Source organism: Thauera sp. K11 (assembly GCF_002354895.1).
In the GTDB taxonomy this organism is placed as follows: domain Bacteria; phylum Pseudomonadota; class Gammaproteobacteria; order Burkholderiales; family Rhodocyclaceae; genus Thauera; species Thauera sinica.
The window spans coordinates 903281-926688 of record NZ_CP023439.1; the positions used below are offsets into that span (position 1 = coordinate 903281).

Genomic DNA, 23408 nt, shown 5'->3' on the forward strand with positions numbered 1-23408 from the left:
GGCAAGCAGATCGCACAGGCGACGGCCGGTCTCCGGCCGGCCGGAATCGCCATCGACCGGAGTTCATATGAGGCGGCGGGACGATTCGCGCGCGGCTCACTGCCGCCCGTTGATGCGGGCGGCGTGGTCGGGCGGCAGGGCGCCAAGGCGTTCGAGGAAGTCGTCCGTCGTGCCGGCCTGCCGCAGACCCCTTCATGTCCCATGGATTCGGCAACGTCCATGGGGCTGCCGATGACCCTGTATTGCACCTGCCCGAGGCTGCGCCGCTGAACCGGCGGTCCGCTTGCGGCACGTACGTCCTTCTTAGGAGATAGAAATGCACCGCTATGAAGCACTGAGGTCGCTGGAATCGAATGCCCGTACGTACGCAGCGACGTTCGAACAGGTATTCGAGTACGGTCACGGCATGCGCCTGCGAGACAGCGCCGGGCGCGAGATCATCGATTGTCTCGCTTGCGCCGGGGCCCTGCCGCTCGGACACAACCATCCCGAGGTACGGGACGCGATCATCGAGTTCATGCATTCCGGGCACGTACACCAGGCGCTGGATCTGACGACGCCGGCGAAGTACGAGTTCGTCGAGAAGCTGTTCTCCCTGCTGCCGCCGAACTTCGCCTCCAAGGCAAAGATCCAGTTCTGCGGCCCGAGCGGTTCCGACGCCGTCGAGGCCGCGATGAAGCTGGTCCGTCACGCCACTCAGCGGCATCCGATCATCGCCTTCCACGGCGCCTATCACGGCATGACGAGCGGCGCCCTGGCGGCGATGGGCAACCTCGGGCCGAAGATCCACGCCGGCCCCAACGCCTCCATCGGCATTCATTTCGCGCCCTTCCCCTATACCTATCGCTGCCCCTTCGGCACCGACGGCAGCCAGACGGAAGAGCTTTCCCTCAACTACCTCGAAACCATGCTCAGCGATCCGGAGAGCGGGATCACGAAGCCGGCCGCGGTCATCGTCGAGGTCGTGCAGGGCGAGGGCGGGTGCATCCCGGTGTCCGATGCATGGCTGCGCGCGCTGCGTGCGATCACGCAGGAACACGACGTGCGGCTGATCATCGACGAGGTGCAGAGCGGCTTCGGGCGTACCGGCACGATGTTCGCGTTCGAGCGTGCCGGCATCGTGCCGGACGTACTGGTGCTTTCGAAGGCTCTGGGTGGCGGCTTCCCGCTGGCGGCCGTGGTCTACGGCCGCGACCTCGACGTCTGGCCCCGCGGGACGCATGCGGGGACCTTCCGCGGCAATCAGATCGCCATGGTGTCGGGCCGCAAGGCGATGGAGATCATCGTGCGCGACCGCCTGCAGGAAAACGCGGCGCAGATGGGCGCGCTCCTGATGAACGGCCTGCGCAGCATCGCGGCCCGCTTTCCGGTGCTCGGTGACGTGCGCGGACGCGGCCTCATGATCGGCGTCGAGGTGATCAAGCCGAGCGACGAGCTGATCGCCGGGCCGCAGGACGGAAACATGGCGCGCGACATCAAGCTCGCAGCCTTCGAAAGGGGGCTGCTGCTCGAGACCGGCGGCCGCCATGGCGCCGTGCTGCGCATGCTGCCGCCGTTGATCGTGACCGCGAACGACGTTGCCGAGGTACTCGAGAGGTTCGAGGACGCCGTCGCGGAAGCATTCGCCGCGTCGGAGCGCGTAGGGAGCCCGGCATGAGCGAAGCGAGCATCGCCGCCTCGGTGCGCGCCGGGGCCGCAGTGGCCGGCGCCAAGCGCCTTTCGTCCGCTCCGCGCATGCACGAGGTGCGGCCCGGCAAGCCGGGGCGCCTGCCCCTGCTGGTGCTGGGGAGCGATACCGCATGGGCGTCGATCGCCCCGATCCTGCGCGAGCGGCTTTGCGGCGATGTACCCGTGGTGCGCCCCATGCTGGCCGAGGCCGCGAACGACGGCGTGCGGACCCTGCATGGCGCCGCAGCCCGCGTGCTGGATCTGGTCCGGTCCGAATATCCCGTGCAGGGCGCGCTCGGCGTCCTCGCCCTGGAGCCGGCGGCGCGAATGGCGCATGCGCTGGCGATCCAGTGCCTGATGGAGGACATTCCGCTCAGCTTCGTAGGCGTGATCGACGCCACCTGCGTCGACGCCGCCTCGGCGTTCGCCCCCGAGGATCGCTGGCTGGAGGAACTCGCCGAGGTCGCGCACAACGAAGAACACCTCGGCCACCACTTCGATCTGCACTGGTTCGGGCAGCCCGGGCGGCATCTGTCGAGCCCGGCGACGAGGACGCAGGGATTCGCCCGCCAACGGCTTCGTTCGTGGCCCGTGGCGGCCGGCGATGCGGACACCCTCGCGGAACAGCTCGCAAGGGCCGTGGAAGGTGCGCTGGATGTCCCCGTGACGGCCGGCAAGCATGCGCCGCTCATGACGATCCAGTCGGGTGTTCCGGGCGCGGAAGCCTATTTCTGCCTGCCGGGTGCCGGGGCGAGCGTGATCGATTTCATCCCGTTCTCCACGGTCATCGGAAGCAGGCATCCCGTCTATGGGCTGCAGCCGCGCGGCATGTGCGGCACCCAGTTGCCGGCGGGAAGCGTGGAATCGGCGGCAAACCGGTTCGTGGCCTCGATCCAGGAGTGCCAGCCCCGCGGCGTCGTCCATGTGGTGGGGCATTCGTTCGGCGGCTGGCTCGCCTTCGAGACCGCGGTACGCCTGCAGGCGGCGGGACGCACGGTGGGATCGCTGACGCTGCTGGACAGCGAGGCACCTGGATCGAGCAAGCGCGCCGGTCACGAATACACCCGGCCGGAAGCGCTGATGCTGCTGGTCGGGCTCTACGAGCAGGCGGCGCACCGCCCGCTGGATCTGAGCATCGACGCCTTCGAGGGGCTGTGCTGCGATGAGCAACTGAGCCTGCTGCACCGGCGGCTGGTCGGCGTCGGGCTCCTGCCGCGCGCCTCCAGCCCCGGCCAGTTGCTCGGCAGCGTGCGCTGCTTCGAGGCGGCCGTGCGCACCCGTTACCGGCCCTCCGGACGATTCGACGGCGAGACGAGGCTCGTGCTGGTGCGCGGCACCGGCGAGACGGTGGAAGCCGCGGCCATGCGGCAGTACGAGACCGCCGAAGCCTGGCGCCGCCTGGCGCCCCGGCTGAAGCTGCGGCGCGAATCGGGAAACCACATCACCTTGCTCCGGATGCCGCACATCGGCGAGACCGTGCGCTGGCTGAAGACCACCACGACCGCCCCGTCCCGGGACGAGGCGTCTTGCCTGATCCGGGCGTAACCCCACGAGGATGTCTTCAATGACCAGTAAGAAACTTTTGGGCAAGTCCTTCATCCTGCTGTGGCTGAGCGAGACCGCCTTCGACATCGGTTCCGCGCTGATGGGCTTCGCGCTCGGCGTATGGGTGTTCGAGAAAAGCGGTTCGGTCCAGCAGTTCTCCTGGGCGATCCTGTCCTCGGCCGTGCCCGCCCTGCTGAGCATTCCATTCGCCGGGATGATGGCGGATCGGTTCGACCGCCGCTGGGTCATCGCAAGCTGCGACTTCCTCGCGGTGCTGATGGTCGTCATCGTTGCGCTGCTGGTGTTCAACCAGATGCTGGAGGTCGAGCACCTCTACATCGTCGGCGCGGTCGGCGGCGTCATCGGTGCCATTCGAAACCCCTCGTACCATGCGGCCGTGGCGCAGATCGTGCCGCACGACCGGCTGACCCAGGCCAACGGACTGATCAGCGGCACCCAGGGCGTGCTCCAGATCGGAGCCCCGCTCGTGGCCGGGTTCCTGCTGGCCTCGTGGGGCATGGTGGGCATCATGATCATCGAACTGTTCCTGTCCGTGGCGGGGGCACTCGCGGTGTTCGCGGCGCTCACGAGCGCGAGGCATGCGATCCGGGGCGTGCAGAACGACAAGCCCGTCAGGCTGTTCGAAGGCATCCACGAGAGCTTCGCCAGCGTGGCGCAGTACTTCCGGCAGCATTCCCTGATGATCGGCCTCGCAGTCTACATCCTGATCCAGGAAGCGCTGCTGGTGCTCGCATCGACGATGCTCACGCCGCTCATCCTGACCGGACACGGCAGCGAGACGCTCGGCATCGTCATGACGCTGGGCGCCGTCGGCGGCGTGATCGGCGCCTTCACGCTCGCGGCCACGAACCCGAAAGCCGGCCTCATGCGCTGGGTGCTGATCGCCGACGTGGCGCTGGCCTTCTTCGTGATGCTGGCAGGGATCGTCCGCGAGCCGGCCCTGTGGTGCATCTGCGCATTCGGGGCGTTCGCCTTCGGTGGCGTGTCGGAAGGCTGCTCCAACGCGCTCTGGATGCGCAAGGTGCCCAAGGATAGGCAGGGCAGCGTGTTCGCCGCGGTCGGCGCGGCCAACCTGGTCATCATGTGCATCGTCATGCTGACCGGAAGCACCCTCGTCGAGCAGTTCTTCGAGCCGCTGATGATGCCCGGCGGCGCGCTGGCCGATTCCGTCGGCGAATGGCTCGGCGTCGGCAAGGGGCGGGGAGTGGCTCTCCTGTTCGTCCTGGCCGGGGCGATCTTCGCCGTCGTCTCGATGGTGGCCCTGCTGCACCCGCGGCTCACCCGGCTGGACGAACTGGTGCCCGATCAGGCCAAGCCGGACGGCGACCAGAACGCCGACGAGGCATCTGACATCCCTGAATCCGCAAGTCCCGCGCTGGTACCGGCGCAGGCTTCCTCGCGCCCCTGACTGGAGTTTGCTGTGACCGTCGCTTCGCTCGCCTCTCCCGGACAAGACCCATCGAGCCGTTCCGATACGCCGGATTCAGGCTGGTTTCCCCTCTCGGCGATCCAGCGCTCGCTGTGGTTTCTGTACGAGATGGAGCCCGAGCAGCGCGGTTACTTCAACATCGCGTTCGCGGCGCGGGCGCGTCCGGCGATCGATGCCGGGACGCTGCAATGGGCGCTGGACGTGATCGTGGCCCGTCATCCCATGCTGCGGGCAACGCTCGCGCTGCGCGATGGCGTACCGATGCAGCGGGTGGACGACGGCGCCCTGGTGGCGCTCGAAGTGTTCGAGGTGGACGATCTCGACGACCCGGCCGTCGTGGCCCGCGTCGAGGCCGACCGCGTGCGCCCGTTCGAGCTGGGCGCGCCGCCGCTGCTGCGCGCCTGCCTCTACCGGGCACCGCAGGACGAATGCGTCATCGTGCTGGTGTTCGACCACATGGTCTGCGACGGATGGTCGCTGTGGCAACTGCTGGACGAACTGGACCAGTTGCTCCGTGCCGAAGCGGCCGGGGACGAGGCCCCGGAGTTCGTCGAACCGCCGCACTTCTCGCGCTTCGTCACCGAGCAGCGCGAGTGGCTGTCCGGCAACGCAGGTGCGCGCCAGCTCGAATACTGGCGCGGCGAACTGGCGGACTCCGGCCCGCTGTTCGACCTCCAGGCGGATCACCGCCCGGACGGCAGCGATGAGCGGCACGGGCGCGAAACGGTCAACCTCTTCGTTTCGGAGGAACTGACCGGACGCATCGGCGAGCTGTCGGAAAAGCACGGCGTCAACATGTTTTCGACCTTGCTGGCGTCCTACTGCATCCTGCTCAGCCGCCTCAGCGGCGAGCGCCGGATCGCGGTCGGATCACCGATGCCGGGGCGTAACAAGGCTTGGGGGGGCACGATCGGCAACTTCACGAACCCGGTCGTCCTCGCTGCCGACGTCGATCCGCAGATCAGCGTGGCCGAACTGCTCAAGCAGGTGGGTTCGACGGCGTGGCGCGGCCTGAAGAACCAGAATTACCCGATTTCCGACCTGGTCACCGCGCTGAACCCGGCGCGCTCGGATGTCGGGCAGCCGTACTTCAAGGTCCTGTTCACCTTCCAGAAGGCGCGTGCGGCCTCCGACATGATGGGCTTGATGGCTCACCGCGAGGAAACGGGCGCGGTTCCCTGGGGCGGCATTCATCTGCATGCCTACGGCCACATCCAGAACAACGGCGGCGTGGGGATGGACCTCGTCTTCGAGCTGGCCGAATTCCGCGGGCGCCTGTGCGCGCCGCTCGATTTCGACAAGGGCAAGTTCGAGCGCGCCACGGTCGAGCGGTTCCTCCTCTACTGGCAGGAACTGCTCCGCTCCATGGTGGATGACGACACGCGTCCGGTATCGCAGCTCGTGATGCTGCCGGCCGCGGAGCGCGAGCAGGTGGTGTCGGGGTGGAACGCGACGGCGAAGCCCTACCCGCTGGCGCGCTGCGTGCATGAGCTGTTCGAATCGCAGGCGGCGCGCACGCCGCAGGCGCCGGCGGTACGGTTCGGGGGCGAATCGCTGGGCTACGGCGAACTGAACGCGCGGGCGAACCGCCTGGCGCACCACCTGGCGCGCCTGGGGGTGGGTCCGGAAGTGCGGGTGGCGCTGTGCGTGGAGCGCGGGTTCCACATGGTGACGGGCCTGCTGGCGGTGCTCAAGGCGGGCGGCGCGTACGTGCCGCTGGACCCGGCCTACCCGGGCGATCGGCTGGCGTACATGCTGGCCGACAGCGAACCGGCGGTGGTGCTCAGCCAGGGCGCGGCGCGCCCGGTGATCGAAGCGCAACTGGCGGCGCTGGCCGCGGCCGGGCAGCGCGTGCCGGCGCTGCTGGACCTGGCGGCCGACGCCGGAGCGTGGGCCGGGGCGCCGGAGACGAACCGCGTCCCGGGTGATCTCGGACTGGACGCGCGGCACCTGGCCTACGTGATCTACACCTCGGGTTCGACGGGTCGCCCCAAGGGGGTGATGATCGAACACCGCGGGCTGGTGAACTACACGCTGGAAGCGATCGGCTGGTTCGGCCTGCAGGCGGGCGAGCGGGTGCTGCAGCAGAACTCGCTGAACTTCGACCTCTCGCTGGAAGAGACGCTGCCGGCGCTGCTGGGCGGGGCGACGCTGGTGCCGGGCAACGACCTGTTCGGCGTGGGCGAGGCCGGGGCGCCGGAGCGGGTGCGTCCGGACGTGGTGCACCTGACGGCGGCGCACTGGCACACGCTGGTGGGCGAATGGCAGGTGTCGCCGGAACAGGGTCTGGCCTGGCTGGAAGGCGTGCGGCTGATCAACGTCACGGGCGATGCGCTGTCGGCGCACGCGCTGGCGCAGTGGGAGGCGCTGCAGGGCGGTCGGGCGGCGCCGACGCGGCTGATCAACACCTACGGCCCGACCGAGATCACGATCTCGTGCAGCGCGGCCTACGTGCGCCACGTGCCGGGGACGAGCCGGGTGAGCATCGGCCGTCCGTTCGCCAACATGCGGCTGTACCTGCTGGACGGGCAGGGGCAGCCGGTGCCGGTGGGGGTGGCGGGGGAACTGTACATCGGCGGGGTAGGGGTGGCGCGCGGCTACCTGAACCTGGAAGAACAGACGCGGGAACGCTTCGTGGCGGACCCGTTCGCGGCGGCCACGGCGCTGGAGCCGGCGCCGCGGATGTACCGGACGGGGGATCTGGCGCGCTGGCGTCCGGACGGCGAAGTCGAATTCATCGGGCGCAACGACTTCCAGGTGAAGGTGCGGGGCTTCCGGATCGAACTGGGGGAAGTGGAAGGCAGCCTGGCGGCGGTGGCCGGCGTGCAGGAAGTGGCGGTGCTGGCGCGCGAGGACGGGCCGGGCCAGAAGCGGCTGGTGGCGTACCACGTGGGCGAGGCGCCGGTGGAAGCGCTGCGCGCGCACGCGGTGGCCGCGCTGCCGTCGTACATGGTGCCGTCGGCGTTCGTGCGGCTGGCGCGCTTCCCGCTGACCCCGAACGGCAAGCTGGACCGGGCGGCGCTGCCGGCGCCCGAAGGCGGCGGGGCGAGCCGCGCGTTCGAGGCGCCGCAGGGCGAGGTGGAACAGACGCTGGCGCGGCTGTGGAGCGACCTGCTCAAGGTGGAGCCCGTCGGGCGCCACGACAACTTCTTCGAACTGGGCGGTCACTCGCTGCTGACGGTGAGCCTGATCGAGCGGCTGCGCCGCGAAGGGCTGTACGCGGACGTGCGCACGCTGTTCGCGGCGCCGAGCCTGGCCGAGCTGGCGCAGCAACTGGGGCGGGAAGGCAGTGAAGTGCGGGTGCCGCCGAACGGCATCCCGTCCGACGGCAGCGCGGAGCGCATCACGCCGGAGATGGTGACGCTGGCGGCGCTGACGCAGGACGAGATCGACGCGCTGGTGGCGCAGGTGGCGGGCGGCACGCCGAACATCCAGGACATCTACCCGCTGGCGCCGCTGCAGGAAGGCATGCTGTTCCACCACCTGGTGGATCCGGAACACGACGCCTACGTCGAGGCCGGCCTGATCGCGGCCTCCTCGCGCGAGCGCCTGGATAGCCTGCTGGCGGCGATCCAGCGGGTGATCGACCGTCACGACATCCTGCGCACCGGGTTCATCTGGAAGGGACTGGCGCAACCGATGCAGGTCGTCCTGCGGCGGGCGCTTCTCCCGATCGACATCTTCGAACCGGACCCCGCCTCGGGCGACACCGTCGCCGAGCAGCTCGAAACGCGCTTCGACCCGCAGCACTTCCTGATGGACATCACGCAGCCGCCGATGCTGCGTTGCGTCATCGCCGACGATCCGGCCAACCAGCGCTGCCTGCTGCGCCTGCTGAGCCACCATCTGGCGATCGATCACCCGACCCTCGAAATGCTGGTCGAGGAAGCATTCGCGATCGAACGCGGGGAGGAGTCGGAACTGCCGGCACCGGTACCGTTCCGCAACTTCGTGGCGCAGGCACGGCTGGGGGTGAGCGAGGAAGAGCACGAAACCTTCTTCCGCGACATGCTGGGTGACATCGACGAACCGACGGCACCGTTCGACATCGTCGACGTGCAGGTCGATGCGAGTTCGATCGTCGAGCATCGCTGGACGCTCGATTCGGCACTGTCCGCCGCACTCCGCATCCAGACGCGGAAACAGGGCGTGAGTCCGGCCGCCGTGATGCATCTGGCGTGGGCGCTGGTGCTGGCGCGGCTGACCGGACGGAAGGACGTGGTTTTCGGCTCGGTGTTCCTCGGCCGCATGCAAGGCGGCGAGAGCGCCGACCGCGCGCTCGGCATGTTCATGAACACGCTGCCCGTGAGGCTGCGCATCGGCGAACTGGCGGCGATGGTCAGCCTGAGGGACACGCACGCCCTGCTCGCGCAACTGCTGCGCCACGAACATGCGCCGCTGGCGCTGGCGCAGCGCTGCAGCGCGGTGCAGGCGCCCGCGCCGCTGTTCACCACCATCCTCAACTACCGCCACAGTGAGCAGTCGCTCGCCGGCGCCGAAGGCTTGTTCCGCGGCAGCGAGGGCATCTCGCTGCTGAGCAGCCGCGAGCGGACCAACCTGCCCGTGTGCGTGGACGTAGACGATCTCGGCGACGACTTCGTCTTCACCTTCCAGGTCGTGAGCAGGATCGATCCGCAGCGTCTCGGCGCCTTCATGGCGGAGGCGCTGCATGCGCTGTCGTCGGCGCTGTCGAGCGGAGGGGGGACCTCGCTGAACGCCCTGGACGTGCTGCCGTCGGCGGAGCGCGAGCAGGTGGTGTCGGGGTGGAACGCGACGGCGAAGCCCTACCCGCTGGCGCGCTGCGTGCATGAGCTGTTCGAATCGCAGGCGGCGCGCACGCCGCAGGCGCCGGCGGTACGGTTCGGGGGCGAATCGCTGGGCTACGGCGAACTGAATGCGCGGGCGAACCGCCTGGCGCACCACCTGGCGAGCCTGGGGGTGGGCCCGGAAGTGCGGGTGGCGCTGTGCGTGGAGCGCGGGTTCCACATGGTGACGGGCCTGCTGGCGGTGCTCAAGGCGGGCGGCGCGTACGTGCCGCTGGACCCGGCCTACCCGGGCGATCGGTTGGCCTACATGCTGGCCGACAGCGAACCGGCGGTGGTGCTCAGCCAGGGCGCGGCGCGCCCGGTGATCGAAGCGCAACTGGCGGCGCTGGCCGCGGCCGGGCAGCGCGTGCCGGCGCTGCTGGACCTGGCGGCCGACGCCGGGGCGTGGGCCGGGGCGCCGGAGACGAACCGCGTCCCGGGTGATCTCGGACTGGACGCGCGGCACCTGGCCTACGTGATCTACACCTCGGGTTCGACGGGTCGCCCCAAGGGGGTGATGATCGAACACCGCGGGCTGGTGAACTACACGCTGGAGGCGATCGGTTGGTTCGGCCTGCAGGCGGGCGAGCGGGTGCTGCAGCAGAACTCGCTGAACTTCGACCTCTCGCTGGAAGAGACGCTGCCGGCGCTGCTGGGCGGGGCGACGCTGGTGCCGGGCAACGACCTGTTCGGCGTGGGCGAGGCCGGGGCGCCGGAGCGGGTGCGCCCGGACGTGGTGCACCTGACGGCGGCGCACTGGCACACGCTGGTGGGCGAATGGCAGGTGTCGCCGGAACAGGGTCTGGCCTGGCTGGAAGGCGTGCGGCTGATCAACGTCACGGGCGATGCGCTGTCGGCGCACGCGCTGGCGCAGTGGGAGGCGCTGCAGGGCGGTCGGGCGGCGCCGACGCGGCTGATCAACACCTACGGCCCGACCGAGATCACGATCTCGTGCAGCGCGGCCTACGTGCGCCACGTGCCGGGGGTGAGCCGGGTGAGCATCGGCCGTCCGTTCGCCAACATGCGGCTGTACCTGCTGGACGGGCAGGGGCAGCCGGTGCCGGTGGGGGTGGCGGGGGAACTGTACATCGGCGGGGTGGGGGTGGCGCGCGGCTACCTGAACCTGGAAGAACAGACGCGGGAACGCTTCGTGGCGGACCCGTTCGCGGCGGCCACGGCGCTGGAGCCGGCGCCGCGGATGTACCGGACGGGGGATCTGGCGCGCTGGCGTCCGGACGGCGAAGTCGAATTCATCGGGCGCAACGACTTCCAGGTGAAGGTGCGGGGCTTCCGGATCGAACTGGGGGAAGTGGAAGGCAGCCTGGCGGCGGTGGCCGGTGTGCAGGAAGTGGCGGTGCTGGCGCGCGAGGACGGGCCGGGCCAGAAGCGGCTGGTGGCGTACCACGTGGGCGAGGCGCCGGTGGAAGCGCTGCGCGCGCACGCGGTGGCCGCGCTGCCGTCGTACATGGTGCCGTCGGCGTTCGTGCGGCTGGCGCGCTTCCCGCTGACGCCCAACGGCAAGCTGGACCGGGCGGCGCTGCCGGCGCCCGAAGGCGGCGGGGCGAGCCGCGCGTTCGAGGCGCCGCAAGGCGAGGTGGAACAGACGCTGGCGCGGCTGTGGAGCGACCTGCTCAAGGTGGAGCCCGTCGGGCGCCACGACAACTTCTTCGAACTGGGCGGTCACTCGCTGCTGACGGTGAGCCTGATCGAGCGGCTGCGCCGCGAAGGGCTGTACGCGGACGTGCGCACGCTGTTCGCGGCGCCGAGCCTGGCCGAACTGGCGCAGCAACTGGGGCGGGAAGGCAGTGAAGTGCGGGTGCCGCCGAACGGCATCCCGTCCGACGGCAGCGCGGAGCGCATCACGCCGGAGATGGTGACGCTGGCGGCGCTGACGCAGGACGAGATCGACGCGCTGGTGGCGCAGGTGGCGGGCGGCACGCCGAACATCCAGGACATCTACCCGCTGGCGCCGCTGCAGGAAGGCATGCTGTTCCACCATCTGGTGGACCCGGAGCACGACGCCTACGTCGAAGCGAGCCTGATCAGCAGCCCGAGCCGGGCGCGGCTGGAGAGCCTGCTGGCGGCGATCCAGCGGGTGATCGACCGTCACGACATCCTGCGCACGAGCCTCGTGTGGCAGGGCGTGCCCGAACCGCTGCAGGTGGTCAGCCGGCAGGCGCGGCTCGTGATCGAGGAGATCGCGCTGGACCCGTCGCAGGGCGAGGCGGCGGCGCAGCTCGAAGCGCGGCTGGACCCGCGCAACACGCGCTTCGACCTGACGCAGGCGCCGCTGATCCGCGCCTGGGTGGCCGAGGACGCCCGGAACGGGCGGTGGCTGCTGCGCATCCTGTCGCACCACCTGGTGCTGGACCACACGACGCAGGACCTGCTGGTCGAAGAGGCGGCGCTGATCGAGGCGGGCCGGGCATCGGAGCTGCCGGCGGCGGTGCCGTTCCGCAACTTCGTGGCGCAGGCGCGGCTGGGGGTGAGCGAGGCCGAGCACGAAGCCTTCTTCCGCGACATGCTGGGGGACATCGACGAACCGACGGCGCCGTTCGGGCTCTTGGACGTGCAGGGCGACGGCAGCGAAATCGAAGAGGCGGAACACCGGGTCGCTCCCGAACTGGCCGCCGCCATCCGTCACCACTGCCGCCGGCTGGGGGTGAGCGCGGCGAGCCTGATGCACCTGGCGTGGTCGCTGGTGCTGGCGCGCACGACGGGGCGCGAGGACGTGGTGTTCGGGACGGTGCTGTTCGGTCGCATGCAGGGCGGCGAAGGCGCGGACCGGGTGATGGGGATGTTCATCAACACCCTGCCGGTACGCTTTTCCGTGGACGGATCGGGCGTGGAAGCGGCGCTGCGGCAGACGCATGCGCGCCTGGCGCAGTTGCTGCGTCACGAACACGCGCCGCTGTCGCTGGCACAGCGCTGCAGCGCGGTCGAAGCGCCGGCGCCGCTGTTCACCGCGCTGCTCAACTACCGCTACAGCCCCGAAGCGGACGAGGCGGGCGGCGACGGCGTGGAGCGCGCGTTTGCCGACCTGGTGGCAGTGGCCGGCCACGAACGCACGAACTACCCGCTGACGTTCTCGGTGGACGACCTGGGCGAAGGCTTCCTGCTGACGGCGCAGGTGAGCCGCCCGCTGGAGGCCGCGCGGGTGTGCAGCTTCATGCAGAGCGCGCTGTCGGGCCTGGTGGAGGCGCTGTCGTCGCATCCGCAGGCGCCGCTGAGCGGCGTGGGCGTGCTGCCGGCCTCCGAGCGCTGGCAGGTGGTGCAGGGCTGGAACGCGACGTCCTACGCCTACCCGCGGGAGAGCGGGGTGGGCGAACTGTTCGCACAGATGGCGCAGTCCACGCCGTCCGCGCCGGCGGTGCTCGACGGCGAACGGACGCTGAGCTACGCGGAACTGGACGCGTGGTCGAACCGCCTGGCGCACGCGCTGCTCGATGCAGGGCTGCAGGCGGGCGAGGCGGTGGCGCTGAGCCTGCCGCGCTCGGCCGAACTGGTGGCGGCGGAACTGGCGGTGCTCAAGGCGGGCGGAGCGTACCTGCCGCTGGACACGGTGCTGCCGGGCGAGCGCCAGGCGCTGATGGCGCAGGACGCGGGGGTGCGCCTGCTGATCGGGCGCGCCGGCGAAGCGGCGGCCGCGGAACTGGCCGGCCTGCAGCGGCTCGACGCGGACGGCGAGGCGCTGTCGTCGCAGCCGTCCGGCACGCCGGACGTGCGCACGGGCGGCGACGCGCTGGCCTACGTCATGTACACCTCGGGCTCGACGGGCCGCCCGAAAGGGGTGGAGATCCTGCACCGGGGGATCGTGCGGCTGGTGCGCAACAATGGCTACGCGGCGTTCGGTGCGGCTGACCGGGTGGCGCTGGCGGCGAACCCGGCGTTCGACGCGAGCACGCTGGAAGTGTGGGCGGCGCTGCTCAACGGCGGCGCGGTGGTGGTGATCGACCAGGACACGCTGCTCGATCCGCAGCGTCTGGCGGGGGCGCTGGGTGATCGCGCGGTGAGCGTGCTGTGGCTGACGGTGGGCCTGTTCAACCAGTACGAGCGGGTGCTGGGCCCGGTGCTGCCGGGGCTGCGCTACCTGATCATCGGCGGTGACGCGCTGGACCCGCGGGTGGTGCGCAAGGTGCTGCGCGAGCACCGTCCGCAGCACCTGCTCAACGGCTACGGCCCGACCGAGAGCACGACGTTCGCGATCACGCACGAGATCGAATCGCTGGCGGAAGAGGCGGCCAGCGTGCCGCTGGGCCGTCCGATCGGCAACACGCGGATCTACATCCTGGACGGCCACGGCCAGCCGGTACCGATCGGGGTGGCGGGGGAGCTGTACATCGGCGGCGACGGCGTGGCGCGCGGCTACCTGAACCAGCCGGAGCTGACGGCCGAGCGCTTCGTGGCGGACCCGTTCGCCACCGTGGCTGAAGGCGACGCCCCGGCGCGCATGTACCGGACGGGCGACCTGGGCCGGTGGCTGTCGGACGGAACGATCGAATACCTGGGCCGCAACGACTTCCAGGTGAAGGTGCGGGGCTTCCGCATCGAGCTGGGCGAGATCGAGGCGCACCTGGCGCAGGCCGCGGACGTCAGCGACGTGGTGGTGATCGCGCGGGCGGACGGCGACACCGACACCAAGTACCTGGTGGCGTACTACGTGGGCGAGGCCGCAGCCGAAGCACTGCGCGCGCACGCAGGCGACGGGCTGCCGTCGTACATGGTGCCGTCGGCCTTCGTGCGGCTGGCACGCCTGCCGCTGACGCCCAACGGCAAACTGGACCGGGCGGCGCTGCCGGCCCCCGAAGGCGATGCCTTCGTACGCCGCGGCTATGAAGCGCCGCAAGGCGAGGTCGAACAGACGCTGGCACGGCTGTGGAGCGAACTGCTCGGCGTGGCGCAGGTCGGCCGCCACGACAACTTCTTCGAACTGGGCGGGCATTCGCTGCTGGCGGTGAGCCTGATCGAGCGCATGCGCCAGGCCGGGCTGCAGGCCGACGTACGCGTGCTCTTCACCAGCACGAGCCTGGCCGAACTGGCCGCGAGCGTGGGCGCGGGGCCGGCGCGGATCGAGGTACCGCCGAACGGCATCCCGGCCGACGGCAGTGCGGAGCGCATCACGCCGGAGATGGTGACGCTGGCGGCGCTGACGCAGGACGAACTGGACCGGCTGGTGGCGCAGGTGCCCGGCGGGGTGCGGAACGTCCAGGACATCTACCCGCTGGCGCCGCTGCAGGAAGGCATCCTGTTCCACCACCTGATGGCCGAGGACGGCGACCCGTACCTGCTGCCCAGCGTGTACGGCTTCCAGCAGCGCGAAGCGGTGTCGCGCTTCGTGGACACGGTGCAGCAGGTGATCGGGCGGCACGACATCCTGCGCACGGCGGTGTACTGGGAAGGGCTGTCGCAGCCGGTGCAGGTGGTGCAGCGCGAAGCGCGGCTCGAGCTGGTCGAACTGGACGCGGGCGACTTCGGCACGGAAGACCTGGCCGCGGCGCTGGAAGCGCGTTTCGACCCGCAGCACACGCGGCTGGACCTGGGCCGCGCGCCGCTGCTGCGCGCGCACCTGGTGGAGGACGCGCGGAACGGGCGCTGGCTGCTGCACATCCTGGCGCACCACCTGGCGATCGACCACACGACGCTGGAACTGCTGGTCGAAGAGGCCGAACTGATCGAACAGGGCCGGGAGTCGGAACTGCCCGCGCCGGTGCCGTTCCGCCACTTCGTGGCGCAGGCGCGGCTGGGGGTGAGCCAGGCAGAACACGAAGCCTTCTTCACCCAGATGCTGGGCGACATCGACGAACCGACGGCGCCGTTCGGGCTGCTGGACGTGCAGGGCGACGGCAGCGGGATCGAGGAAGCACGGCTGCGGCTGGACCCGGCGCTGGCACAGACGGTCCGCGCGCAGGCGCGCCGGCTGGGGGTGAGCGCGGCGAGCCTGATGCACCTGGCGTGGTCGCTGGTGCTGGCGCGCACGACGGGGCGCGAGGACGTGGTGTTCGGGACGGTGCTGTTCGGGCGCATGCAAGGCGGCGAAGGCGCGGACCGGGTGATGGGGATGTTCATCAACACCCTGCCGGTGCGCCTGGGGGTGGGCGACGTGGGCGTGGAAGCGGCGCTGCGGCAGACGCACGCGCGGCTGGCGCAACTGCTGCGTCACGAACATGCGCCGCTGTCGCTGGCGCAGCGCTGCAGCGCGGTCGAAGCGCCGGCGCCGCTGTTTACCTCGCTGCTCAACTACCGCTACAGCCCCGAAGCGGACGAGGCGGGCGGCGACGGCGTGGAGCGCGCGTTTGCCGACTTGATGGAAGTGGCCGGCCACGAACGCACGAACTACCCGCTGACGTTCTCGGTGGACGACCTGGGCGAAGGCTTCCTGCTGACGGCGCAGGTGAGCCGCCCGCTGGAGGCCGCTCGGGTGTGCAGCTTCATGCAGAGCGCGCTGTCGGGCCTGGTGGAGGCGCTGTCGTCGCATCCGCAGGCGCCGCTGAGCGGCGTGGGCGTACTGCCGGCCTCCGAGCGTGCGCAGGTGGTGCAGGGCTGGAACGCGACGTCCTACGCCTACCCGCGGGAGAGCGGGGTGGGCGAACTGTTCGCACAGATGGCGCAGGCCACGCCGTCCGCCCTGGCGGTGCTCGACGGCGAACGGACGCTGAGCTACGCGGAACTGGACGCGTGGTCGAACCGCCTGGCGCACGCGCTGCTGGCGGCGGGGCTGCAGGCGGGCGAGGCGGTGGCGCTGAGCCTGCCGCGCTCGGCCGAACTGGTGGCGGCGGAACTGGCGGTGCTCAAGGCGGGCGGAGCGTACCTGCCGCTGGACACGGTGCTGCCGGGCGAGCGCCAGGCGCTGATGGCGCAGGACGCGGGGGTGCGCCTGCTGATCGGGCGCGCCGGCGAAGCGGTGGCCGCGGAACTGTCCGGCCTGCAGCGGCTCGACGCGGACGGCGAGGCGCTGTCGTCGCAACCGTCCGGCACGCCGGAGGTGCGCACGGGCGGCGACGCGCTGGCCTACGTCATGTACACCTCGGGCTCGACGGGCCGCCCGAAAGGGGTGGAGATCCTGCACCGGGGGATCGTGCGGCTGGTGCGCAACAACGGCTACGCGGCGTTCGGCGCGGGCGACCGGGTGGCGCTGGCGGCGAACCCGGCGTTCGACGCGAGCACGCTGGAAGTGTGGGCGGCGCTGCTCAACGGTGGTGCGGTGGTGGTGATCGACCAGGACACGCTGCTCGATCCGCAGCGTCTGGCGGGGGCGCTGGGCGATCGCGCGGTGAGCGTGCTGTGGCTGACGGTGGGCCTGTTCAACCAGTACGAGCGGGTGCTGGGCCCGGTGCTGCCGGGGCTGCGCTACCTGATCATCGGCGGTGACGCGCTGGACCCGCGGGTGGTGCGCAAGGTGCTGCGCGAGCACCGTCCGCAGCACCTGCTCAACGGCTACGGCCCGACCGAGAGCACGACGTTCGCGATCACGCACGAGATCGAATCGCTGGCGGAAGAGGCGGCCAGCGTGCCGCTGGGCCGCCCGATCGGCAACACGCGGATCTACATCCTGGACGGCCACGGCCAGCCGGTACCGATCGGGGTGGCGGGGGAGCTGTACATCGGCGGCGACGGCGTGGCGCGCGGCTACCTGAACCAGCCGGAGCTGACGGCCGAGCGCTTCGTCGCGGACCCGTTCGCCACGGCCACGCCGCAGAACCCGGCCCCGCGCATGTACAAGACGGGCGACCTGGGCCGCTGGCTGGCGGACGGAACGATCGAATACCTGGGCCGCAACGACTTCCAGGTGAAGGTGCGGGGCTTCCGCATCGAACTGGGCGAGATCGAGGCGCACCTGGCGCAGGCCGCGGACGTGAGCGACGTGGTGGTGATCGCGCGGGCGGACGGCGACACCGACACCAAGTACCTGGTGGCGTACTACGTGGGCGAGGCCGCGGCCGAGGCGCTGCGCGCGCACGCGGGCGACGGGCTGCCGTCGTACATGGTGCCGTCGGCCTTCGTGCGGCTGGCACGCCTGCCGCTGACCCCCAACGGCAAACTGGACCGGGCGGCGCTGCCGGCCCCCGAAGGCGACGCCTTCGTGCGCCGCGGCTATGAAGCACCGCAGGGCGACGTCGAACAGACCCTGGCGCGGCTGTGGAGCGAACTGCTCGGCGTGGCGCAGGTCGGCCGCCACGACAACTTCTTCGAACTGGGCGGGCATTCGCTGCTGGCGGTGAGCCTGATCGAGCGCATGCGCCAGGCCGGGCTGCAGGCCGACGTGCGCGCGCTCTTCACCAGCACGAGCCTGGCCGAACTGGCCGCGAGCGTGGGCGCGGGGCCGGCGCGGATCGAGGTACCGCCGAACGGCATCCCGGCCGACGGCAGCGCCGAACGCATCACGCCGGAGATGGTGACGCTGGCGGCGCTGACGCAGGACGAACTGGACCGGCTGGTGGCGCAGGTGCCCGGCGGGGTGCGGAACGTCCAGGACATCTACCCGCTGGCGCCGCTGCAGGAAGGCATCCTGTTCCACCACCTGATGGCCGAGGACGGCGACCCGTACCTGCTGCCCAGCGTGTTCGGATTCTCGAGCCGCGAAATGCTGGATGCCTTCCTCGCGCGTGCGCAACAAGTCATCGATCGGCACGACATCCTGCGCACGGCCGTCATCTGGGAAGGGTTGGCAAAACCCATGCAGGTGGTGTTGAGGGATGCGCCCTTGATGGTCGAAGAGCTGCATTTCGATCCCGCGGGCGGGAACGTCCTGCAACAGCTCGAGGCGTATTTCGATCCGCGCAGGACACGGATCGCCGTGGACAAGGCACCGATGCTGCGAGTGCATGTCGCCGAGGATGCCGCCAACGGCCGCTGGCTGCTGCACCTGCTGGCTCATCACCTCACCATCGACCACACGGCGTCCGATCTGATCATCGAAGAGACGCGGCTGATCGAACAGGGCAGGGCGGACGAACTGCAGCCGCCGGCGGCTTTCCGCGAGTTTGTGGCGCAGGCCCTGTACGGTGTCTCCCAGGAAGAACACGAAACCTTCTTCCGCGACATGCTGGGCGACATCGACGAACCGACGGCGCCGTTCGGGCTGCTGGACGTACAGGGCGACGGCCACGACATCGGCGAAGCGAAGCACCTGCTGCCCAGGGAACTGTCCGGATCGCTGCGGCAGCAGGCCAGGCAGCTCGGTGTCAGTACGGCGAGCCTGATGCACCTGGCGTGGGCGCTGGTCGTCGCACGCGCGACGGGTCGCGAGGACGTGGTGTTCGGGACGGTGCTGTTCGGCCGCATGCAGGGCGGCCATCAGGCCGACCGCAGCATCGGCATCTTCATCAATACGCTGCCGCTTCGCGTCACCATCGGCGGGCAGACCGCCAGGAGCGGGGCGAAGCATGTGCACACCATGCTCGCGCGCCTGCTGCGCCACGAGCACGCACCGCTCGCAGTTGCGCAACGTTATAGCGGCGTGGCCTCGCCGGCCCCGCTGTTCACTTCATTGCTCAACTACCGCTACAGCCCGCAGCAGGAGAGCGGGCTGGAAGGCGTCGGGCAAGGTTCCTTCGACGACATCGAGGCGCTGGGTGTCTATGAGCGCACCAACTATCCGGTGACGCTGGACGTAGACGATCTGGGCGAGGACTTCCTGCTGACGGCGCAGGTGAGCCGGACGGTGGAGGCGGAACGGGTGTGCGCCTTCATGGCGGAGGCGCTGCATGCGCTGTCGTCGGCGCTGTCGAGCGGAGGGGGGACCTCGCTGAACGCCCTGGACGTGCTGCCGTCGGCGGAGCGCGAGCAGGTGGTGTCGGGGTGGAACGCGACGGCGAAGCCCTACCCGCTGGCGCGCTGCGTGCATGAGCTGTTCGAATCGCAGGCGGCGCGCACGCCGCAGGCGCCGGCGGTACGGTTCGGGGGCGAATCGCTGGGCTACGGCGAACTGAACGCGCGGGCGAACCGCCTGGCGCACCACCTGGCGAGCCTGGGGGTGGGCCCGGAAGTGCGGGTGGCGCTGTGCGTGGAGCGCGGGTTCCACATGGTGACGGGCCTGCTGGCGGTGCTCAAGGCGGGCGGGGCGTACGTGCCGCTGGACCCGGCCTACCCGGGCGATCGGCTGGCGTACATGCTGGCCGACAGCGAACCGGCGGTGGTGCTCAGCCAGGGCGCGGCGCGCCCGGTGATCGAAGCGCAACTGGCGGCGCTGGCCGCGGCCGGGCAGCGCGTGCCGGCGCTGCTGGACCTGGCGGCCGACGCCGGGGCGTGGGCCGGGGCGCCGGAGACGAACCGCGTCCCGGGTGATCTCGGACTGGACGCGCGGCACCTGGCCTACGTGATCTACACCTCGGGTTCGACCGGCCGCCCCAAGGGGGTGATGATCGAACACCGCGGGCTGGTGAACTACACGCTGGAGGCGATCGGCTGGTTTGGTCTGCAGGCGGGCGAGCGGGTGCTGCAGCAGAACTCGCTGAACTTCGACCTCTCGCTGGAAGAGACGCTGCCGGCGCTGCTGGGCGGGGCGACGCTGGTGCCGGGCAACGACCTGTTCGGCGTGGGCGAGGCCGGGGCGCCGGAGCGGGTGCGCCCGGACGTGGTGCACCTGACGGCGGCGCACTGGCACACGCTGGTGGGCGAATGGCAGGTGTCGCCGGAACAGGGTCTGGCCTGGCTGGAAGGCGTGCGGCTGATCAACGTCACGGGCGATGCGCTGTCGGCGCACGCGCTGGCGCAGTGGGAGGCGCTGCAGGGCGGTCGGGCGGCGCCGACGCGGCTGATCAACACCTACGGCCCGACCGAGATCACGATCTCGTGCAGCGCGGCCTACGTGCGCCACGTGCCGGGGGTGAGCCGGGTGAGCATCGGCCGTCCGTTCGCCAACATGCGGCTGTACCTGCTGGACGGGCAGGGGCAGCCGGTGCCGGTGGGGGTGGCGGGGGAACTGTACATCGGCGGGGTGGGGGTGGCGCGCGGCTACCTGAACCTGGAAGAACAGACGCGGGAACGCTTCGTGGCGGACCCGTTCGCGGCGGCCACGGCGCTGGAGCCGGCGCCGCGGATGTACCGGACGGGGGATCTGGCGCGCTGGCGTCCGGACGGCGAAGTCGAATTCATCGGGCGCAACGACTTCCAGGTGAAGGTGCGGGGCTTCCGGATCGAACTGGGGGAAGTGGAAGGCAGCCTGGCGGCGGTGGCCGGTGTGCAGGAAGTGGCGGTGCTGGCGCGCGAGGACGGGCCGGGCCAGAAGCGGCTGGTGGCGTACCACGTGGGCGAGGCGCCGGTGGAAGCGCTGCGTGCGCACGCGGTGGCCGCGCTGCCGTCGTACATGGTGCCGTCGGCGTTCGTGCGGCTGGCGCGCTTCCCGCTGACGCCCAACGGCAAGCTGGACCGGGCGGCGCTGCCGGCGCCCGAAGGCGGCGGGGCGAGCCGCGCGTTCGAGGCGCCGCAGGGCGAAGTGGAACAGACGCTGGCGCGGCTGTGGAGCGACCTGCTCAAGGTGGAGCCCGTCGGGCGCCACGACAACTTCTTCGAACTGGGCGGTCACTCGCTGCTGACGGTGAGCCTGATCGAGCGGCTGCGCCGCGAAGGGCTGTACGCGGACGTGCGCACGCTGTTCGCGGCGCCGAGCCTGGCCGAACTGGCGCAGCAACTGGGGCGGGAAGGCAGTGAAGTGCGGGTGCCGCCGAACGGCATCCCGTCCGACGGCAGTGCCGAACGCATCACGCCGGAGATGGTGACGCTGGCGGCGCTGACGCAGGACGAGATCGACGCGCTGGTGGCGCAGGTGGCGGGCGGCACGCCGAACATCCAGGACATCTACCCGCTGGCGCCGCTGCAGGAAGGCATGCTGTTCCACCACCTGGTGGACCCGGAGCACGACGCCTATGTCGAGGCGAGCCTGATCAGCAGCCCGAGCCGGGCGCGGCTGGACAGCCTGCTGGCGGCGATCCAGCGCGTGATCGACCGTCACGACATCCTGCGCACGAGCCTCGTGTGGCAGGGCGTACCCGAACCGCTGCAGGTGGTCAGCCGGCAGGCGCGGCTCGTGATCGAGGAGATCGCGCTGGACCCGTCGCAGGGCGAGGCGGCGGCGCAGCTCGAAGCGCGGCTGGACCCGCGCAACACGCGCTTCGACCTGACGCAGGCGCCGCTGATCCGCGCCTGGGTGGCCGAGGACGTGCGGAACGGGCGGTGGCTGCTGCGCATCCTGTCGCACCACCTGGTGCTGGACCACACGACGCAGGACCTGCTGGTCGAAGAGGCGGCGCTGATCGAGGCGGGCCGGGCATCGGAGCTGCCGGCGGCGGTGCCGTTCCGCAACTTCGTGGCGCAGGCGCGGCTGGGGGTGAGCGAGGCCGAGCACGAAGCCTTCTTCCGCGACATGCTGGGGGACATCGACGAACCGACGGCGCCGTTCGGGCTCTTGGACGTGCAGGGTGACGGCAGCGAAATCGAAGAGGCGGAACACCGGGTTGCTCCCGAGCTGGCCGCCGCCATCCGTCACCACTGCCGCCGGCTGGGGGTGAGCGCGGCGAGCCTGATGCACCTGGCGTGGTCGCTGGTGCTGGCACGCACGACGGGTCGCGAGGACGTGGTGTTCGGGACGGTGCTGTTCGGTCGCATGCAGGGCGGCGAAGGCGCGGACCGGGTGATGGGGATGTTCATCAACACCCTGCCGGTGCGCCTGAGCGTGGATGGGGAGAGCGTCGAGACCCGTCTGAAGGCGGTACATGGCCTGCTCGCGCGGCTGCTGCGGCACGAGCATGCGCCGCTGGCGCTGGCGCAGCGCTGCAGCGCGGTGCAGGCACCGGCGCCGCTGTTTACGTCGCTGCTCAACTACCGCTACAGCCCCGAAGCGGACGAGGCGGGCGGCGACGGCGCCGAGCGTCCGTTTGCCGACCTGGTGGCAGTGGCCGGCCAGGAGCGCACGAACTATCCGCTGACGCTCGCGGTGGACGACCTGGGCGAAGGCTTCCTGCTGACGATGCAGGTGAGCCGCCCGATCGGGGCCGCGCGGGTGTGCGGCTTCATGCAGCGCGCGCTGGAGGTCGTGGCGGCGGCGCTGGAGCGGGATCCGCAGCAGGCGCTGCGTGCGCTGGACGTGCTGCCGGCGGGCGAGCGGACGCAGGTGCTGGAGGGCTGGAACGCGACGGCGCGGGACTATCCGGCGGGCCGCTGCCTGCACGAACTGATCGAGGCGCAGGCCAATCGCACGCCGCAGGCGGTCGCGGTGAGGCAGGACGGGGCGTCGCTGACGTATGCCGAACTGAACGCCCGCGCGAACCGCCTGGCGCACCACCTGCGCACGCTGGGGGTGGGGCCGGATGCGCGGGTGGCGGTGTGCCTGGGGCGCAGCGTGGAGCTGGTGGTGGCGCTGGTGGCGGTGCTCAAGGCGGGCGGGGCGTACGTGCCGCTGGACCCGGGCTATCCGGGCGAGCGGCTGGCCTACATGCTCGAGGACTGCGAACCGGCGGTGGTGATCAGCGCGGCCGAACTGGCCGGGCGCATCGGCGCCGAGCGGCCCGGAGCGGTGCTGCTGGACATGGCGCAGCCGTCCGCCTGGGCGGGTGCCAGTGCGGCCAACCCCGAGCCGTTCGCGGGCAACGAGGCGCACCTGGCCTACGTGATCTACACCTCGGGCTCGACGGGCCGTCCGAAGGCGGCGCAGGTCTGGCGGCGGGGGCTGCAGAACCTGCTGGGGTGGTACGTCGAGGACGCGGGCCTGAGCGGTGAGGACCGTGTCCTGCTGCTGAGTTCGCACAGCTTCGACCTGACGCAGAAGAACATCTTCGGTCCGCTGGTGGTGGGCGGCTGCCTGCACCTGGGGGCGGAGCCGTTCGATCCGCAGCGCATCCTCGCGCAGATCGAGGCCGAAGGCATCACGTGGCTCAACCTGGCGCCGAGCGCGTTCCATGCGCTGATCGAGGCGGGTGCGGGGGGCTGCAGCGGCTGGGGACGGT

3 protein-coding genes and 1 pseudogene are annotated in these 23408 nt (G+C 70.8%); all 4 read left to right on the forward strand.

Annotated elements, in window-relative coordinates:
* Positions 1 to 316: 316 nt before the first annotated feature.
* Positions 317 to 1657 carry a diaminobutyrate--2-oxoglutarate transaminase family protein gene (locus tag CCZ27_RS04205; protein ID WP_096445856.1) on the forward strand — a complete coding sequence of 447 codons (1341 nt, stop codon included), beginning with the start codon at positions 317 to 319 and terminating at the stop codon, positions 1655 to 1657.
* Positions 1654 to 3213: a thioesterase domain-containing protein gene (locus tag CCZ27_RS04210; protein WP_096445858.1), complete on the forward strand. Its 1560-nt coding sequence runs from the start codon at positions 1654 to 1656 to the stop codon at positions 3211 to 3213. The genes CCZ27_RS04205 and CCZ27_RS04210 overlap by 4 nt, the downstream gene beginning before the upstream one ends.
* 19 nt (positions 3214 to 3232) lie before the next feature.
* Complete coding sequence (locus CCZ27_RS04215) at positions 3233 to 4642, forward strand: MFS transporter (RefSeq protein ID WP_157748436.1); 1410 nt, start codon at positions 3233 to 3235, stop codon at positions 4640 to 4642.
* 12 nt (positions 4643 to 4654) lie between these two features.
* Positions 4655 to 23374: pseudogene (locus CCZ27_RS04220) on the forward strand (amino acid adenylation domain-containing protein); the annotation flags it as partial.
* Positions 23375 to 23408: the final 34 nt, after the last annotated feature.

What these genes read in the sequence shown, in the direction of transcription:
- CCZ27_RS04215 (WP_157748436.1), top strand. Translation starts at nt 3,233, where the DNA reads ATGACCAGTAAGAAACTTTTGGGCAAGTCCTTCATCCTGCTGTGGCTG.
- CCZ27_RS04205 (WP_096445856.1), top strand. Translation starts at nt 317, where the DNA reads ATGCACCGCTATGAAGCACTGAGGTCGCTGGAATCGAATGCCCGTACG.
- CCZ27_RS04210 (WP_096445858.1), top strand. Translation starts at nt 1,654, where the DNA reads ATGAGCGAAGCGAGCATCGCCGCCTCGGTGCGCGCCGGGGCCGCAGTG.